The organism is Achromobacter sp. GD03932, from assembly GCF_029839485.1.
In the GTDB taxonomy this organism is placed as follows: domain Bacteria; phylum Pseudomonadota; class Gammaproteobacteria; order Burkholderiales; family Burkholderiaceae_B; genus Achromobacter; species Achromobacter bronchisepticus_A.
In genome coordinates this window covers 1-16,872 of sequence record NZ_JAOCAT010000022.1, presented here as the reverse complement: position 1 = coordinate 16,872, position 16,872 = coordinate 1, and the positions used below count along the sequence as shown (strand labels likewise).

At 66.9% G+C, this 16,872-nt stretch carries 17 protein-coding genes; 12 read left to right on the top strand and 5 right to left on the bottom strand.

Annotation, left to right across the window (positions count from 1 at the left end):
• Nucleotides 1-57: 57 nt before the first annotated feature.
• The 4 genes from N5C88_RS20195 to N5C88_RS20180 all read right to left on the bottom strand — a co-directional run bounded on the left by N5C88_RS20195 (nt 58) and on the right by N5C88_RS20180 (nt 3,793).
• Nucleotides 58-1,041: a FecR domain-containing protein gene (locus tag N5C88_RS20195; protein WP_251877563.1), complete on the bottom strand. Its 984-nt coding sequence runs from the start codon at nt 1,039-1,041 to the stop codon at nt 58-60.
• The gene (locus N5C88_RS20190; RefSeq protein WP_059375206.1) at nt 1,038-1,544 is read right to left on the bottom strand and encodes a sigma-70 family RNA polymerase sigma factor; all 507 of its coding nucleotides are present in this window, start codon (nt 1,542-1,544) and stop codon (nt 1,038-1,040) included. Before N5C88_RS20190 ends, N5C88_RS20195 begins: the two co-directional genes overlap by 4 nt.
• A gap of 132 nt (nt 1,545-1,676) precedes the next feature.
• Entirely contained in the window at nt 1,677-2,399 is a 723-nt protein-coding gene (locus N5C88_RS20185) for an META and DUF4377 domain-containing protein (RefSeq protein ID WP_054450298.1), read from the bottom strand.
• A gap of 428 nt (nt 2,400-2,827) precedes the next feature.
• Nucleotides 2,828-3,793, bottom strand: a complete 966-nt coding sequence (locus N5C88_RS20180; protein WP_347881405.1) for a lysozyme inhibitor LprI family protein — start codon at nt 3,791-3,793, stop codon at nt 2,828-2,830.
• A 146-nt stretch (nt 3,794-3,939) separates the two neighbouring features.
• Here N5C88_RS20180 and N5C88_RS20175 point away from each other — a divergent pair, with 146 nt between their 5' ends.
• Nucleotides 3,940-4,707: an extracellular solute-binding protein gene (locus N5C88_RS20175; RefSeq protein ID WP_280016090.1), complete on the top strand. Its 768-nt coding sequence runs from the start codon at nt 3,940-3,942 to the stop codon at nt 4,705-4,707.
• Nucleotides 4,708-4,805: 98 nt separating this feature from the next.
• Here the strand turns inward: N5C88_RS20175 and N5C88_RS20170 are convergent, their stop codons facing one another.
• Nucleotides 4,806-5,405, bottom strand: coding sequence for a nitroreductase family protein (locus tag N5C88_RS20170; RefSeq protein ID WP_059375218.1), 600 nt, complete (start codon nt 5,403-5,405; stop codon nt 4,806-4,808).
• A 181-nt stretch (nt 5,406-5,586) separates the two neighbouring features.
• On the opposite strand from N5C88_RS20170, the gene N5C88_RS20165 reads away from it, so the two are divergent.
• From N5C88_RS20165 to N5C88_RS20115, 11 genes are all read left to right on the top strand, one after another.
• Nucleotides 5,587-5,958: a tRNA-binding protein gene (locus tag N5C88_RS20165; RefSeq protein WP_059375221.1), complete on the top strand. Its 372-nt coding sequence runs from the start codon at nt 5,587-5,589 to the stop codon at nt 5,956-5,958.
• 113 nt (nt 5,959-6,071) lie between these two features.
• Nucleotides 6,072-7,208, top strand: coding sequence for an FAD-dependent oxidoreductase (locus N5C88_RS20160; RefSeq protein ID WP_059375224.1), 1,137 nt, complete (start codon nt 6,072-6,074; stop codon nt 7,206-7,208).
• 28 nt (nt 7,209-7,236) lie between these two features.
• The gene (locus tag N5C88_RS20155; protein ID WP_059375227.1) at nt 7,237-7,653 is read left to right on the top strand and encodes a RidA family protein; all 417 of its coding nucleotides are present in this window, start codon (nt 7,237-7,239) and stop codon (nt 7,651-7,653) included.
• Between the two features lie 127 nt (nt 7,654-7,780).
• On the top strand, nt 7,781-9,226 hold the full coding sequence (locus tag N5C88_RS20150) for a M81 family metallopeptidase (protein WP_059375232.1): 1,446 nt from the start codon (nt 7,781-7,783) through the stop codon (nt 9,224-9,226).
• Nucleotides 9,227-9,278: 52 nt separating this feature from the next.
• The gene (locus N5C88_RS20145; RefSeq protein WP_280016088.1) at nt 9,279-10,850 is read left to right on the top strand and encodes an ABC transporter substrate-binding protein; all 1,572 of its coding nucleotides are present in this window, start codon (nt 9,279-9,281) and stop codon (nt 10,848-10,850) included.
• Between the two features lie 52 nt (nt 10,851-10,902).
• Nucleotides 10,903-11,838 (top strand): ABC transporter permease, encoded by a 936-nt coding sequence (locus N5C88_RS20140; RefSeq protein WP_013391996.1) that lies wholly within the window; start codon nt 10,903-10,905, stop codon nt 11,836-11,838.
• A 14-nt stretch (nt 11,839-11,852) separates the two neighbouring features.
• A complete protein-coding gene (locus tag N5C88_RS20135) occupies nt 11,853-12,728 on the top strand; it encodes an ABC transporter permease (RefSeq protein WP_280016087.1) in 876 nt (291 codons plus the stop codon).
• Nucleotides 12,729-12,736: 8 nt separating this feature from the next.
• Nucleotides 12,737-13,744, top strand: coding sequence for an ABC transporter ATP-binding protein (locus N5C88_RS20130; RefSeq protein WP_280016085.1), 1,008 nt, complete (start codon nt 12,737-12,739; stop codon nt 13,742-13,744).
• Between the two features lie 8 nt (nt 13,745-13,752).
• Nucleotides 13,753-14,766: a dipeptide ABC transporter ATP-binding protein gene (locus tag N5C88_RS20125; protein ID WP_280016084.1), complete on the top strand. Its 1,014-nt coding sequence runs from the start codon at nt 13,753-13,755 to the stop codon at nt 14,764-14,766.
• Nucleotides 14,767-14,778: 12 nt separating this feature from the next.
• A complete protein-coding gene (locus tag N5C88_RS20120; RefSeq protein ID WP_280016083.1) occupies nt 14,779-16,233 on the top strand; it encodes a D-aminoacylase in 1,455 nt (484 codons plus the stop codon).
• An 82-nt stretch (nt 16,234-16,315) separates the two neighbouring features.
• On the top strand, nt 16,316-16,872 hold a 557-nt coding region (locus tag N5C88_RS20115), incomplete at its 3' end, for an XRE family transcriptional regulator (protein ID WP_280016082.1).

Sequence of the window (16,872 nt, the reverse complement as noted above, 5' to 3'; positions counted from 1 at the left end):
TCCAGATGTTGGTCTTACCCTCGTAGCCAGATAAGACGCGCAAAGTGCTAGTCGCCGTTACAAAATAGTCTCGCCGCGCGGCACCAGCGACACCCAGTAGCGGGTGCGGTAGCGCAGGCCGAGTTGCAGGGTGTCCGCCACCGTGACCAGCACCCGGTCGGGTTCGGCCAGCGGGAAAGCGCCGGAAATGGGCAGATGCGCCACTTCGGGCGCGCAATCGATCCAGCCCGCGCGGTAGCGCTGGAGTTCACGCAGGAATTCATTCAAGGGCATGCCGTCGACCTGCAGCATGCCGCGCTGCCAGGCGGAGGGATCGCCGGTCAGCGCTTGGGCGTCATCGATCTGGCCGCCGCTAAAGCGCAGGCCCATGCCGGCGGGCACGATGCGCGCGGCATCCGCCGAAGCGCCCGGGAGCGCCACGCGCACGGCGCCTTCCAGCACCTGTACCGCCGATACGCCGTCGTCGCGCCTGACCACGAAGCGCGTACCCAACGCGGTGATGCTGCCTTCGCGGGTGCGCACGATGAACGGCCGAGCGTCCTGTTGCGGGTCCGGCGCGGTTTCGATCAGGATTTCGCCGCCGTGCAGCGCGATCAGCCGCTGCTGGGCATCGAACAAGACGTCCATGGCGGTGGCGGCATTGAGCACCACGCGGCTATGGTCCGCCAGCAGCACCTCGCGCCGGGCGCCGACGGCCGTGCGGTATTGGGCCACCCAGCCGCGCCAGGCTTCATCGACCTGCGCGTAGCCGATGGCGCCTCCGGCGCCGATCAGCACCAGCAGCTTGCCCAGCGCGGCGCGGCGGGCGGACGAGCGCGGCCGTCCCAGCACGGGCAGCATGCCCTTGGGCAACGCCTCGAAGCGACGCGTAAGCGCTTCGGTGCGCCGCCAGGCGCGCTCGTGTTCGGGATCGGCCTGGCGCCAGGCTTGCCACGCTTCCCGGTCCGCCTGGCTGGCGCTGCCCGACGTCAGGCGCAGAAACCAGTCCACCGCTCCGTCCAGCGCGCGCGGATCGATGCGCCCTGCCTCTCCGGCGCTCATGGCGCGAACTCCAGGCACTGGCGCAGGGCGCGCGCGATGTACAGCCGCACCGAGCCGACCGACACGCCCAGCGTCTTGGCAATATCCGCATGCGTCAGGCCTTCCAGCTGGCAAAGCAGGAAAGCGCGCCGCACCGGCACGGGCAAGCCGTCCAGCATGGCGTCGATTTCGCACAGGGCTTCCAGCGCCAGGGCGCGCTCCTCGGGCGACGGCGACTGCGCCTGGGGCAGCTGCGCCAGCGTTTCCAGATAGGCGCGTTCGAGGTCCCGGCGCCGCAGATGGTTGACCATGAGACCGTGCGCGATGGTCGCCAGATAGGACCGCGGCTCGCGAATGTCGCCCGGTTCGCGGCGGGCCAACACACGCAGATAGGTGTCATGCACCAGGTCGGCGGCGTCGAAGGCGCATCCCAACTTTTTGCGCAGCCAGCCCTGCAGCCAGCCTTGGTGTTCCTGGTACAGCGTGTGCAGGGGGTGCCGCGGAGAGGGATCGGAGGCGGCCATGAAGACGCACGGTTATAAATGAGAATGACTACAATTTACAACATAGTGCCCTGCACCGGGTGAAATGACTGCGCCCGGCCGCTGAATCCAGGGGCCGGGCGCAATCGGGAAATCCAGAGGGAAGCTGGCGTCTTACTTCTTCGACGCGTCCTGCTCCACCACCATATCCAGCACATACACCTGCTTGGGCGCATCCGCGGGCGGATTCTTCCAGTCGTAGCGCTTCACGCGCAGCACGGTGCGCACGCCGTCCTGGTGCTGGAAGCCTTCGATGGACTGATACAGCGGATGCCACTTGTCCTGGGTGGGCTGCTGCACGCCGGCTTCGTTGTAGCGGCGCTCGCGCACCATCAGGCACTGGTAGTTGGGAATCAGCGGGTGGCTGCACTCGGTCTTCTTCGCGGCGACTTCGAGGAACATGATTTCGCCGGCGCTGCCGTAGAGCGTTTCAGGCGTGGGTTCGCCGACAAACTTAAGCACGCTGCCGTCCTGCGCGACCAGTTCCAGTCCCGGTTCGGAAGCGTGTCCGCTGAGCGTGGCGCGCAGGTCGCCCTTCATGCGCTGGCCGATCTCGGCGTCCAGGCGCATCAGGCTCTGGTCGCAGGCCTTCATGGTCGACGCGAGGTTCGCCACTTGCAGCACGCCGTTCTTGTAGGTGTAGCCGCCGAACTGCGCGTTGCAGCCGCCGCGGATGTTCAAGGCGTCCTGCGTGAACGACAGGCGCAGCTGGTGCTCGACGCCGGCCTGCAGCGCGGCTATCGGCTTGCCCGCCGCGTCGGTGGCGGAAGCCAGGCGCCAGTAGTAGGCGGGCAGGCTCACTTCAGGGCTGGCGGGCGTGGTGGCGGTAGTGGGCATGGAGGACGATCCTTCGCGGGGAGAGGAGGTCGGCGCGCAAGCTTGCAGCAGCGCGGCGCATACGGACGCAAGGAGGATGGTTTTCTTCATGGTTCGTTCCTGTCAGCCGGATGGCACTGATGAAAAACGGGATTCTACGTTCGCGGGATGGACGTTTTGGACGCCCGGTCACCCAGTCCGTTTCAAAATCTTGCCGCAGAGCCGGCCCGAAAAACACCCTCTGAGCAACGCAATCTACGGGTTTTCCCTAAACAAACGTGTATTACTCTTGCCTGCCAACGGATAGCCGCGAGGTCTTCGCTGGCTTACAACTAAATACATAACCCTCAAAATACTGCAAGTATTGCCAATACACCGCGAACTGCGCGCAATACGCAAAATCGTCGCAACGCGAAACTGATCATGCAGGCGCGATCAGCTCACTGGCGTCAATTGGCGGGGTAGGCCGCGCCCGTCAGGCAGGCCCGGGCCCACTCATAGTCGTCATCACTCACGATCTCTCCATCGATCTTGGGCAGCGGCTGGTCGGGATAGGAAAAGTCCGGCTTTTGCGGCTTCATGTTCCATTTTGTCTGGCCCGGGGTATCGGAACACGCCTCGTCCGAGCTGCTGAACGAGCAGGATGCAGCCAACTGCGGTTTGCCGTCCACCACGTTGGCGACATAACGCTTGGTATAAACGCCGCCCGAGGCCCAGTACTCGTCGACCGAGCAGATGCGGTCATTGTTCTGGTAATGCCGCGTCGCGAAGCAACCGTAGTAGGCATGTTCGCCTGGAAAGATGTCGCATGAAGTCGAGTAGCCGGCGTACGCGCCGCCGGTGAATTGCGCCTGGAACTGCCGCTGGCGGACTGCGCTGCCGATGATGTCGGGCAGCGCGGCGCCCTTGTGCGTTTCCTTGAGCTGCGCCGTGCGGCTTTGGATCAAATCGCGAGCGACGCCTGCAACCGTCTTGCCGGCGGGGACCGAGCCCGGATCCTCGATCAGGTCCGTTAGCGCGCGGTCGCGCGCCACAATCCAGCGCTTCTGGCTGTGCGCCAGCATGGCGCGGATATCGCCGTCGGGGGCCTGTTTCAGTATCGCGGCGTAAGCCCGGTTCAACTCGGCGTCCGCCGCCACGGTCTTGCGGTCCGAGCAGATCAGCTTTTCCGCGGCGCTGGCGGCTTTGGCGCAATCGATCGCGTAGGCGGGCGCGGCAAGCGCGCAGAAACCAGCCATGCACAACAAACGGCCTGCGGTGATTCCAGATTTCATGTGACGTTTCTCGTTGAGGATGCCCCTCGCCTTGTCTCGATGCCTGAAGACTGTGTTGTCGTCCATCGCGAGGCGGCGGCAAGGCTGCAATTTTGCACGCGACTTTTTAACAGACTGGAAACAGAGTTCTACCCTCTGCAACGTCCTCGCCGGAATATTCCCCTTCCCTTGCGCGTCTACCGGGTGGCGAGCCGCAGGAAAGACCCCGCGGCGCTCCATGGATCAACCAGCCGATCGCGCCGCTTGTCTCAACCGGCCGCAATCGGCGTAGAACGGAAGTGTCAGCTATGAAGTCGATCAGATCCCTTGCCTGCGGCATTGCCCTGGCTTGCTCCGCCGTCGGCAGCGCCTGGGCCGCTCCGAGCCTGAACGTGTATGGCCCCGGCGGCCCCGCGCCCGCGATGAAGGAAGCCGCCGCTGCGTTCGGCAAGCTGCACGGCATTGATGTCAGCGTCACCGCGGGTCCGACGCCGGCCTGGGCCGACAAGGCCAAACAGGACGCCGACGTGATCTACAGCGGGGCCGAAAACATGATGAGCGGTTTTGCCTCGGCGCTGCCTGACGTGTTCGAGCTGCGCGAAGCCCGCACGCTGTACCTGCGACCCTCCGCCATCCTGGTGCGCCCGGGCAATCCCAAGGCCATCACGGGCTTCAAGGATCTGCTCAAGCCCGGCATCAAGGTCATGGCGGTATCCGGCGCGGGCCAGACTGGACTGTGGGAAGACGTGGCCGGCCGTCTTGGCGACATCGAAACCGTGCGCGCCTTCCGCGCCAACCTCGTGCTGCCGGAGGCCGGCAACAGCGCGCAGGCGCGCACCCAATGGACCGAGGACAAGACCATAGACGCCTGGCTGATCTGGAACATCTGGCAGGTGTCCAACCCCGAACTGGCCAGCGTGGTCGAGGTGGAAGAGCCGTACCGAATCTATCGCGACGCGGGCGCCGTCGTCACCAAGAAAGGGAAAGGCAACGCGCAGGCGCAGGCCTTTGTCGACTTCCTGACCGCGCCCGAAGGTCGGGCGATCTTCAAGAAGTGGGGCTGGAAGACGGATTGAAGGCCGCCAGGAGCCGGACGTAAAAAAACCCGCTATTCCCAGGGAATTGCGGGTTTTCCGATGCGCTCGGACCGGGACGCCCAAGGCGTCCCGAAAACTCAGCCGGCCACGCGGAAGCGCTCGGCGTCGTCCATGAACGCCTTTTCACCGAAGCCGTTTTCGTTGGAGCCGAACGGCATCTGCGCGCGCAGCTTCCAGTACGCCGGGATGTTCCATTCGCGCGCAACGGCGGCGTCGATCAGCGGGTTGTAGTGCTGCAGGCTGGCGCCCACGCCGGCGCTGGCCAGGGTGCTCCAGACCGACAGCTGGGCCATGCCGCCCGCCTGCTCGGACCAGACCGGGAAGTTGTCCGCGTACAGGGCGAATTTTTCCTGCAAGCCCTGCACCACACCCTGGTCTTCATAGAACAGCACGGTGCCCACGCCCGCGGCGAAGCTCTTGAGCTTGGCTTCGGTCTGGGCAAAGCTCTCGGCCGGCGCCACCTTGCGCACTTCTTCGATCGCGATGTTCCAGAGCTTGTCGCTCTCGGCGCCGAACAGGATCACGGCGCGCGAACTTTGCGAATTGAACGACGAGGGGCTGTGCTTGATCGCTTCCTGGATCAGGGAGGTCAGTTCCTCCTTGGAGATCGACAGGTTGCGGCCCAGCGAGTACTGCGTGCGACGCTGCTTGAGGGCGTCCAGATAAGCGTTGCTCATGACGTTGTGGCCTTCCGACGAGTAGATAGAGGAAAATGCATGGCGAATTCTACCGACCGCCAATTGTCCCGAATACGTTTAGGAAGCCAAAAAACACACCATTGCGCGGAACAAACTGTTCCGTCTATCGACCAAATCGGCTCTGCGCAAGGTGACGGACAACCCAATCCAAGGACCCAACGTGCACTACACCCAAGACCCGAATACCCCCGCCGCCGCCGACATCGGCTTTGACGACTTCCTCAAGGTCGACATCCGCATAGGCACCATCCAGTCGGCACAGGCCTTTCCCGAGGCGCGCAAGCCCGCCTACAAGCTGACGATAGATTTCGGGGCCGGCGTGGGCATCCGCAAAAGTTCGGCGCAGATCACCGATCGCTACACGCTGGAACAGCTGGCGGGCAAGCGCGTCATGGCGGTGGTGAACTTTCCGCCGCGCCAGATCGGGCCGATGAAATCCGAAGTGCTGGTGCTGGGTTTCGCCGACGAAGCCGGCGGCATCGTGCTGGCAGTGCCGGACGATCAAGTTCCCAATGGCACGCGCCTGACCTGAATTTCCGAGCCTCGGAGTTTCCTCCATCGGGGCTTTCCCCTATTACTTGTCTGCCGTCAAAAAACTATCGTATTCGAGAATTATCAAATAAGAGAATTCTCGCTTCCGACAAAATGACAGCAGAACCCCTATTCGATTACGCCGTGATCGGCGCCGGCATCGCTGGCGCTTCCGTGGCCTACCGCCTGAGCGCCACGGCCTCGGTGGCCGTGTTGGAACGCGAGGCCCAGCCGGGCTACCACTCCACCGGCCGATCCGCGGCCATGTTCATGGAAACCTACGGCACGGACCAGATCAAGGCGCTCACGCGCGCCAGCCGCGCCTTCTACGAAAATCCGCCGCAGGGCTTCAGCGAGCATCCGCTGCTCAGCCCGCGCGGCGTGCTGTACATCGCCACGCCCGAACAGCAGGACCTGCTGCGCCAGGTCTATGACGACTTCCGCAGCCAATCGCCCAATGTGACGCTGATCGACGCCGAAGCGGCCGTCGAGCGCGTGCCCTGTCTGCGCGCCGACCAGATCTGCGGCGCCATCGAAGAACCGGACGCCCGCGACATCGACGTGCACGCGCTGCACCAGGGCTTTCTGCGCGGCATGGCGCGCCAGGGCGCGGTGCTGCACAACAACGCCGAAGTCGTGTCGGCCGCGCATGCGGACGGCGTCTGGACGCTGACGCTGGCCGATGGCCGCACCCTGCATGCGCGGGCGCTGGTCAACGCCGCCGGCGCCTGGGCTGACCATACCGCGACCCTGTGCGGAGCCTCGCCCGTCGGCCTGCAGCCGTGCCGGCGCACCGCCTTCACGTTCTCCGGCCCGCAGGACGTGGACTTTGCCCATTGGCCCGCGGTGGTCGGGGTCGACGAAAGCTATTACTTCAAGCCCGATGCCGGCCAACTGCTGGGATCGCCGGCCAACGCCGACCCGGTCGCCGCGCATGACGTGGTGCCGGAAGAACTGGACGTGGCCACCGGCATCTACCGCATCGAAACCGCGACCTCGCTCACCATCCGCCGCCCCAAGCACACCTGGGCCGGCCTGCGCTCCTTCGTGCGCGATGGCGATTTCGTGGTCGGCTGGGACGCCGATGCGCCCGCCTTCTTCTGGCTGGCGGCCCAAGGCGGCTATGGTATCCAGACGGCGGCGGCGACTTCTGAGCTGGCTGCCGCACTGCTCACGCACCAGCCTCTGCCCGCCCATCTGCAAGCGCACGGCGTGGACGCCGAAGCCGTGCGTCCCGCGCGATTGCGCTGAACCCTCCCCTTGCCTGCGAGAGTCCACCATGACCACCATTGCCCGCTACCCCAGCCCCCTGCCCCTGCCGTTCTCCCGCGCCACCCAGGCCGGCGGCTTCCTGTTCCTGTCGGGCCAGATCCCGATGGACGCCAACGGCCAGGTCGTGCGCGGCGACATCGCCGCCCAGACCCATGCCGCCATCGAGCGCATCAAGGAAACGCTGGCCCTGGCGGGCGCCACCCTCAAGGACGTGGTGCGCGTGACGGTGTGGCTGTCGGACCTGGAACTCTTCGCGCAGTTCAACGACGCCTACCGCAGCCATTTCTCTTCCGACTTCCCCTCGCGTTCAACGGTCGAGGCCAAGCTGGCCATGGGCGTGGACGTGGAAATCGAGGTGCAGGCCTGGCTGGGCGCGGCGGCCGTGCACGGCGGCTACACGCCGGGCCCCGTGTCCGAAGCCTGAGCCCGCGCCGCGGGCCGGTCCCATTGCTAGCCACCCCCTGGCCCTGGCGCCAGGCGGTGCGGTCTTTTCCCTGCGCTCGCGGCAACGCCGGCGCCCCCATGTGCACATCCTTACGCGGAGCGGCAGCATGAAAATCTTTTCCGGGTCCCTGGCGACCGAGACGAATACCTTCTCTCCCATCCCGACCGGTCTGTCGGCCTATCGGGCGCGCGGCTACTACCCCGCGGGTCAGCATCCGGACCGCATGCAGATGTTTTCGGGGCCGCTGTGGGCCGCGCGCCAGCGCGCCCAGGGCAAGGACTGGACCCTGGTCGAAGGCCTGACCGCCGGCGCCACGCCGGCCGGCATCACCACCCGCCACGCCTACGAAACCCTGCGCGACGAACTGCTGGGCGATCTGAAGCGCGCCGGCCGCGTCGACATCGCCCTGTTCGGCCTGCACGGCGCCATGGTGGCCGACGGCTACGACGACTGCGAAGGCGACCTGCTGCGCCGCGCCCGCGAGATCGTGGGCCCCGACACCGTGATCGGCGCCGAACTGGACCCGCATTGCCACATGACGGCAGACATGGTGGAAAGCGCCGACTTCCTGGTCTGCTTCAAGGAATATCCGCACACTGACATCCTGGAGCGCGCCTACGACCTGGTGGACCTGTGCGTGGCGCGCGCCGAAGGCCGCATCAAACCCACGCGCGCCGTGTACGACTGCGAGATGATCTCCATCATGCACACCAGCCGCGAACCCATGCGCAGCTTCGTGGACCGCCTGCTCGCCATGGAAGGCAAGGAGGGCGTGCTGTCGGTATCCATCGCGCATGGCTTCCCGTGGGGCGACACGCCCGACATGGGTTCCAAGGTGCTGGTCTATACCGACGGCGACCAGGCCCAGGCCAACGCGCTGGCGCGCGCGCTGGGCGAAGAGATCATCGGTTTCCGCGAGCAGCTGGCGCCGCCCTACCCCGGCGCCGACGAAGCGCTGGACCAGGCCCTGGCGTTGAACGACTTTCCGGTGGTGCTGGCCGACTCCGCCGACAACGCGGGCGGCGGCGCGCCCAGCGACGCCACCTTCATCCTGGAACGCGTGCTGGCGCGCGGCATCACCGACGTCGCGACCGGCCCGTTCTGGGACCCGGTGGCCGTGCAGCTCTGTTTCGAGGCGGGCGAAGGCGCGCGCATCCAGCTGCGCATCGGCGGCAAGGTCGCGCCGGTGTCGGGCCAGCCGCTGGACCTGGATTGCGAAATCGTGGCGCTCAAGCGAGACGCCATCATGACCGGGTTGGCCGGCACGCCCGCGCTGCTGGGTGACGTGGCCATCGTGCGCAGCCAGGGCGTGACCATCGCCCTGACCACCAACCGCACCCAGGCCATGGGCACCGACCTGTTCACGCAGTTCGGCGTGGACCTGCAGGCCATGAAGCTCATCATCGTGAAATCGTCGCAGCACTTCTACGCCTCGTATTCGCAGGTCGGCCGCCACGTCATCTACGTGGAAACGCCGGGCGCCATCACCACCGACTACAACGCGCTGCCTTACACCAAGCGCAAATTGCCGAAGTGGCCGTTCAAGGCCTGAGGCTCAACGATCGCCGCCCGAGCAGGGCATGGGAATAACGAAGGGGATAACAATGATCAGACGTTTCAGTTTGCTGGGCGCAGCCGCCCTGCTGGCCATGGGGGCCGCCACCGGCGCGCTGGCGCAGACCAAGACCCTGCGCCTGGTGCCGCACGCGGACCTCAAGACGCTGGACCCGCTGTTCAACACGGCCTACATCACGCGCAACCACGGCTACATGGTGTTCGACACCCTGTTCTCGCAGGACAGCAAGGGGCAGGTCAAGCCGCAGATGGTGGACAGCTGGACCGTGTCCGAAGACGGCAAGAGCTGGAGCTTCACCTTGCGCCCGGGCCTGAAGTTCAACGACGGCACGCCCGTCAAGGCCGAGGACTGCGTGGCGTCGATCCAGCGCTGGGCCAAGAAGGACACGCTGGGCCAGGCCATGATGGCCGCGGGCGCCGAACTCGCGGCGACCGGCGACAACAGCTTCACGCTGACGCTCAAGGAGCCTTTCGGCCTGGTGCTGGACGCCTTGTCCAAGCCTTCCGGCATGCCGCCCTTCATCATGCCCAAGCGCCTGGCCATGACGGACCCGAACACCCAGGTCACGGAAATGGTCGGTTCGGGCCCCTTCCTCTTCAAGCGCGATGAATGGGTGCCGGGCAACAAGGTCGTGTACGCGAAGAACCCGGCCTATGTGCCGCGCGCGGAGCCCGCCGACGGCCTGGCCGGCGGCAAGAACGTCAAGGTGGACCGCGTCGAGTGGGTCTACATCCCCGACGGCAACACGGCCACCGCCGCCCTGATGAACGGCGAGGTCGACATGATCGAACAGACCACGCCCGACTTCCTGCCCGTGCTGGAAACCAACAAGGACATCACCCTGAACACGTCCGTCGCGACGCAGGGCATGGTCATCCTCAATTCGCTGCATCCGCCCTTCGACAACCAGCTTGCCCGCCAGGCGCTCTACCACCTGGTGAACCAGAAGGAAATGCTGTCGGCCATGGGCTACCCGGAGAAATACCGCGTCGACTATTGCCCCAGCCTCTTCGTCTGCGGCTCGCCGCTGGCCAGCGACGCGGGCGCGGCGCCCTACGCCAAGACCGATCCGGCGCGCGCCAAGCAACTGCTGCAGGAAGCCGGCTACAAGGGCGAGAAGGTGGTGGTGCTGTACCCCACGGACCACCTGAGCGCGCCCGCCGTCATGGTGCTGACGCAGAACATGAAGAAGGCCGGCATCAACGTCGACCTGCAATCCATGGACTGGGCTTCGCTGGCCGGCCGCCGCCTGAAAAAGGATCCGCCGGCGCAAGGCGGCTGGAACGTCTTCCTGACCTGGGGCGGCTATTACGACGCCAGCACGCCGGTGACCAACCCCTGGATGTCCGCCGCCTGCGGCAACAGCCTGCCGGGCTGGCCCTGCGACAAGGAGCTCGACACGCTGCGCACCAGCTGGATCCGCGAAACGGACCCGGCCAAGCGCAAGGACATCGCCGCGCAGATGCAGGCGCGCGCCTACCAGAGCGTGCCCTATGTCATGTGGGGGGAATTCAAGCCCGTGTCCGCATTCCGCGGCCTGCAGCACACCGAGCTGCTGAAGACCGGCATCCCGGTGATGTGGAACATCGAAAAGCCGTAAGGCGGGCGCCGGGCGCCGCGTGCGCCCGGCCACAAGCCGGGGGAAAACCAGCGTGAAATACATACTGCGCCGCATCGCGGCCGTCATTCCTGTCATGGCCGTGGTCGCGGTCGTGGTGTTCCTGCTGATCCACCTGTCGCCGGGCGATCCCGCGGCCGTGATCGCGGGCGACAACGCCACCGCCGACGACGTGGAGAAGATCCGCCAGAACCTGGGCCTGGACAAACCGTTGCTGCAGCAGTTCGGCATCTGGGTCAGCCACATCGCCACCGGTGATCTGGGCACTTCGATGTCGACACAGATGCCGGTCTCGCAGCTGATCGGCCAGCGCATGGGACCGACGCTGTCCATCGCCATCTTCACCATGCTGTTCGCGGTGATCGTGGCGATTCCGCTGGGCGTGCTGGCGGCCTGGCACGCGGGACGCTGGCTGGACCGGCTGGTCATGATAGGCGCGGTCTGCGCATTCTCGGTGCCGGTGTTCCTGATCGGCTACAGCCTGGTCTACGGCTTTTCGATCAAGCTGGGCTGGCTGCCGGTGCAGGGCTACAAGCCCCTGGCCGACGGCGTGGTGCCCTACCTGCGCCATCTGGTGCTGCCTTGCCTGTCGCTGGGCCTGGTCTACATGGCGCTGCTCACGCGCATGACGCGCGCCACCATGCTGGAGGCCCTGTCCGAGGACTACATCCGCACCGCCCGCGCCAAGGGCCTGGCGGCTGGCCCCATCGTCTGGCATGCGCTGAAGAACGCCGCCAATCCCATCGTCACCACCATCGGCGTGGGCGTGGCCCTGCTAATCGGCGGCGTGGTGGTCACGGAAACCGTATTCGCGATTCCCGGCCTGGGCCGCCTGACCATCGACGCCGTGCTGCGCCACGACTATCCCGTGATCCAGGGCGTGCTGCTGGTGGCCTCGGGCATCTATGTCCTGATCAACCTGCTGGTCGACCTGAGCTACCGGCTCTTCGATCCGCGCATCCGCTATTGAACCGGGGGCAACGCATGACTACCACTACCCTGTCCCTGCCCGCGCGGCGCCCGCGCCACCGCCGCGTGCTGCGCTCGCTGCGCCGCCATCCCATGCTGTACATAGGCGGCGCCATCCTGCTGGCGCTGGCCGCGATTGCGCTGGCCGCGCCCTGGCTGGCCACCGTCGACCCGCAGGACATCAATCCGCTGGCGCGCATGAAGCCGCCGTCATCGGAACACTTCTTCGGCACCGACGCGCTGGGCCGCGACGTCTATTCGCGCACTGTCTGGGGCGCCCGCGTCTCCCTGGTGGTCGGCGTCGTGGTGGCGGTGGTCTCCACCGTCGCCGGCGTGGCGCTGGGCATGGCGGCGGGCTACTTCCGCCGCATCGACGCGTTCATCATGCGCATCATGGACGGGCTGATGGCCATCCCCGGCGTGCTGCTGGCCATCGCCTTGATGGCCACGCTGAAGGGCGGCCTGGGCACCGTGATCATCGCCATCGTCATTCCCGAGGTGCCGCGCGTGGTGCGGCTGGTGCGGGCGCTGGTGCTGACGATACGCGAGCAACCCTATATCGAGGCCGCCATTTCGTCCGGCACGCGCGTACCCGCGATCCTGCTGCGCCACATCCTGCCCAACCTGTTCGCCCCGCTGATGGTGCAGGCCACCTTCATCGCGGCATCCGCCATCCTGACCGAGGCCGTGCTGAGCTTCCTGGGCGTGGGCATACCGCCGCAGATCCCCAGCTGGGGCAACATCATGGCCGAAGGCCGCAACTTCGTCGCCGTGGCCTTCCACATCATCCTGTATCCGGGCCTGTTCCTGGGCGTGGCCGTCCTGGCCGTCAATCTGGTGGGTGACGGCCTGCGCGACATGCTCGATCCCCGTCTGGCCAAAAAGCTGTAGGAGCGCACATGCAAACCCAACCCGTCTTGCGCGTGCACGACCTCACCACCTGTTTCGACGGCGATGAAACCACCGTGCTTGCCGTGGACCGCCTGTCCTTCGACCTGATGCCCGGCGAAACGCTGGGACTGGTCGGCGAATCCGGCTGCGGCAAGAGCGTCACGTCCCTGTCCATCATGCGGCTGTTGCGCGCCCCCGGGCGCGTGGCCGGCGGCCGCATCGAGTTCGACGGCCAGGATCTGCTGGCGCTGTCTGAAAAGGCCATGCGCGCGATCCGCGGCAACCAGATCTCGATGATCTTCCAGGAACCCATGACCTCGCTGAACCCCGTGTTCACGGTGGGCCGCCAGATCAGCGAATCGCTGATGCTGCACCAGGGCCTGTCGCGGCGCGAGGCCATGGCGCAGGCCGAATCGCTGCTGGAGCTGGTGCAGATCTCGGACCCGGCGCGCCGCGTGCGCGAGTACCCCTACCAGCTGTCCGGCGGCATGCGTCAGCGCGCCATGATCGCCATGGCGCTGGCCTGCCAGCCCAAGGTCCTGATCGCCGACGAGCCCACCACCGCGCTGGACGTGACCATCCAGGCGCAGATCCTGCACCTGCTGCGGGAAATCCAGCAGCGGCTGGGCACCTCCATCGTGCTGATCACCCACGACCTGGGCGTGGTCGCGCAGATGTGCCAGCGCGTCATCGTGATGTACTCGGGACGCAAGGTCGAGGAAGGCAGCGTCGACGACATCCTGGATCGCGCCCAGCACCCCTACACCCAGGCGCTGATCCGCTCGCTGCCGGACTTCGCCGACGGCCAGGACCATACGGCTCGGCTGGCCGAATTGCCCGGCATCGTGCCGGTGATGACGCCCGAGTCGCGCGGCTGCGCCTTCGCGGCGCGCTGCCCGGAAGCGCAGCCGCGCTGTTCCGAGCAGGCGCCGCCCGCCGCCGATGCCGGCAGCCGCCACCGCGTCTGGTGCTGGGCCCGCGCGGCCGAACCCGCTCCCGCCGCCCTGACCGCCTGAGGCCCGCCATGAATTTGCACGACATCCCCCTTGCGAGCGCCGTGTCCGCGCCCGCCGCCGACGCCCCGCCCATGCTGGAAGTCATCGGCCTGAAGAAGCACTACCCCGTGGACAGCGGCAGCGGCGCCAAGGTGCTGCGCGCGGTCGACGGCGTTTCCCTGTCGGTGCCGCGCGGCCAGACGCTGAGCCTGGTGGGCGAATCCGGCTGCGGCAAATCCACCACCGGCAAATGCCTGATCCGCCTGACCGACCCCACCGAGGGCCGCATCCTGCTGGAAGGCCGCGACCTGGCCGCCATGAACAGCCGCGAACTGCGCGCCATGCGCCAGCGCATGCAATTCATCTTCCAGGATCCGTTTTCCTCGATGAACCCGCGCATGCGGGTGCGCGACATCATCGGCGAGCCGCTGCGCGCCTTCGGCCACAGCCGCGCCGCCATCCGCGAGCGCGTCGCGCAGTTGCTGGCCCGCGTCAGCCTGCGTCCGGACGCCGCCGACCGCTACCCCCACGAGTTCTCCGGCGGCCAGCGCCAGCGCATCGTGATCGCGCGCGCGCTGGCGCTGGACCCGGGCCTGATCGTTTGCGATGAACCCGTATCGGCGCTGGATGTGTCGGTGCAGGCGCAGGTCATCAACCTGCTGATGGACCTGCAGCGCGACCTGGGGCTGACCTACGTTTTCATTTCGCACGACCTGAGCGTGGTGCGCCACATCAGCCACCGCGTTGCCGTGATGTACCTGGGCAAGATCGTCGAGACCGGCACCCGCGAGGCCATCTTCGAACGCCCCGCCCATCCCTATACCCGCGCCCTGCTGGCCGCCGTGCCCTCGGCCCGCCAGGGCGAGCGCAAACCCGTGGAAGTGCTGAAGGGCGAAATACCCAGCCCGCTGTCGCCGCCCTCGGGCTGCGCCTTCCGCACCCGTTGTCCGATGGCGCAGCCGCGTTGCGCCGAGGAAGCGCCGCAGCCGCGCCAGATCGCCCCCGAACAGCAGGTCGCCTGCCACTTCGCCACCCCCCTTTAGCCGGAGATACGCATGTCCCAGACCGACGCCACCCCGTTCGATTACATCCTTGCCGGCGGCACCGTCATCGACGGCACCAACTCGCCCGGCCGGCTTGCCGACGTCGGCGTGCGCGGCGACCGGATCGCCGCCGTCGGCGACCTGAGCGCCAGCAGCGCCCGCCGGCGCATCGACGTGGCCGGCAAGGTGGTGTCGCCGGGTTTCATCGACTCGCACACGCACGACGACAACTACCTGCTCAAGCACCGCGACATGACGCCCAAGATCTCGCAGGGCGTCACCACCGTGGTCACCGGCAACTGCGGCATCAGCCTGGCGCCGCTGGCACATGCCAACCCGCCCGCGCCGCTGGACCTGCTGGACGAAGGCGGCTCGTTCCGCTTCGAGCGCTTCTCCGACTACCTGGAGGCCCTGCGCGCCGCGCCGCCCGCCGTCAACGCCGCCTGCATGGTGGGCCATTCCACCCTGCGCGCCGCCGTCATGCCCGACCTGAAGCGCGAAGCCACGGCCGGGGAGATCCAGGCCATGCAAGCGCTGGCCGACGACGCGCTGGCCAGCGGCGCCATCGGCATTTCCACCGGTGCCTTCTACCCGCCCGCCGCCCACGCCAGCACCGAGGAAATCATCGAGGTCTGCCGCCCGCTGGGCACGCATGGCGGCGTCTACGCCACCCACATGCGCGACGAGGGCGAACACATCGTGGCGGCGCTGGAAGAGACCTTCCGCATCGGCCGCGAGCTGGACGTGCCGGTGGTGATCTCGCACCACAAGGTCATGGGCAAGCCCAACTTCGGCCGCTCCAAGGAAACGCTGGCGCTGATCGAGGCCGCCATGGCAACCCAGGACGTGTCCCTGGACGCCTACCCCTACGTGGCCGGCTCCACCATGCTGAAGCAGGACCGCGTGCTGCTGGCGGGCCGCACGCTCATCACCTGGTGCAAGCCCTTTCCCGAACTGAGCGGGCGCGACCTGGAGGAAATCGCCGCCGAGCGCGGCAAGTCCAAGTACGACGTGGTGCCGGAGCTGCAGCCCGCGGGCGCCATCTACTTCATGATGGACGAGCCCGACGTGCAGCGCATCCTGGCGTTCGGCCCCACCATGATCGGCTCCGACGGCCTGCCGCACGACGAGCGTCCGCACCCGCGCCTGTGGGGCACCTTCCCGCGCGTGCTGGGCCATTACTCGCGCGACCTGGGCCTGTTCCCGCTGGAGACCGCGGTCTGGAAGATGACCGGCCTGACCGCCGCCAAGTTCGGCCTGGCCGAACGCGGCCAGGTGCAGCCCGGCTACTACGCCGACCTGGTGGTCTTCGACCCCGCCACCGTGGCCGACTCGGCCACCTTCGAGCGTCCCACCGAGCGCGCGGCGGGCATCCACTCGGTCTACGTCAACGGCGCGCCCGTCTGGGAAGGCCAGGCCTTTACCGGCCAGCACGCCGGCCGCGTCCTCAACCGGGCGGGAGCCTGATCCCGGCCAGCCCTTACAATCCGGCATACGCAGCGGGGCTTGCGGGCCCTGCCCCAATCACCCCTACCTGCCAGATCGCTACATGGCCCTACCCGGCACTACATCCCCGCCCGAGATCGTCGGCAAGGAAGAAATGGGCGCTCGCCTGCGGGCCGAGCGCAAGGCGCGCAAGATGACCCTGCAGGCGCTGTCCCGCGCCAGCGGCATCGCGGTCTCGACGCTGTCCAAGGCGGAGCTGGGGCAGATCGCCCTCAGCTACGAGAAGTTCGCCGCGCTGGCCGGCGCGCTCGGCATAGACATGACCCGCATGTTCATGCTGCCGGACGCCTCGCAGGCCGCCGTCGCCCCCACCTTCGTCAAGAACAAGCTCAGCGACGCCCGCGACTACGTCACCGAGAACTACCACTACCGCTTGCTGATGGGCGAATACCCCGGCAAGAAGATGACGCCCATGCTGGCGCTCATCGACTCGCGCAAGGTGGTCGAGTTCGAGGACTACATCCGCCACCCCGGCCAGGAATTCGCGGTGGTGCTGTCGGGCAAGGTCCGCATCCAGTTCGAAAACGGCGACAGCGTCGTGCTGGGCAAGCTGGAGACCGCCTACTTCGACAGCAGCATCGGCCACGTGTACCTGTCCAT

Coding starts and splice junctions, on each gene's coding strand:
- N5C88_RS20195 (WP_251877563.1), bottom strand. CDS start 1,041: ATGAGCGCCGGAGAGGCAGGGCGCATCGATCCGCGCGCGCTGGACGGA.
- N5C88_RS20190 (WP_059375206.1), bottom strand. CDS start 1,544: ATGGCCGCCTCCGATCCCTCTCCGCGGCACCCCCTGCACACGCTGTAC.
- N5C88_RS20185 (WP_054450298.1), bottom strand. CDS start 2,399: ATGCCCACTACCGCCACCACGCCCGCCAGCCCTGAAGTGAGCCTGCCC.
- N5C88_RS20175 (WP_280016090.1), top strand. CDS start 3,940: ATGAAGTCGATCAGATCCCTTGCCTGCGGCATTGCCCTGGCTTGCTCC.
- N5C88_RS20170 (WP_059375218.1), bottom strand. CDS start 5,405: ATGAGCAACGCTTATCTGGACGCCCTCAAGCAGCGTCGCACGCAGTAC.
- N5C88_RS20160 (WP_059375224.1), top strand. CDS start 6,072: ATGACAGCAGAACCCCTATTCGATTACGCCGTGATCGGCGCCGGCATC.
- N5C88_RS20155 (WP_059375227.1), top strand. CDS start 7,237: ATGACCACCATTGCCCGCTACCCCAGCCCCCTGCCCCTGCCGTTCTCC.
- N5C88_RS20150 (WP_059375232.1), top strand. CDS start 7,781: ATGAAAATCTTTTCCGGGTCCCTGGCGACCGAGACGAATACCTTCTCT.
- N5C88_RS20145 (WP_280016088.1), top strand. CDS start 9,279: ATGATCAGACGTTTCAGTTTGCTGGGCGCAGCCGCCCTGCTGGCCATG.
- N5C88_RS20135 (WP_280016087.1), top strand. CDS start 11,853: ATGACTACCACTACCCTGTCCCTGCCCGCGCGGCGCCCGCGCCACCGC.
- N5C88_RS20130 (WP_280016085.1), top strand. CDS start 12,737: ATGCAAACCCAACCCGTCTTGCGCGTGCACGACCTCACCACCTGTTTC.
- N5C88_RS20125 (WP_280016084.1), top strand. CDS start 13,753: ATGAATTTGCACGACATCCCCCTTGCGAGCGCCGTGTCCGCGCCCGCC.
- N5C88_RS20120 (WP_280016083.1), top strand. CDS start 14,779: ATGTCCCAGACCGACGCCACCCCGTTCGATTACATCCTTGCCGGCGGC.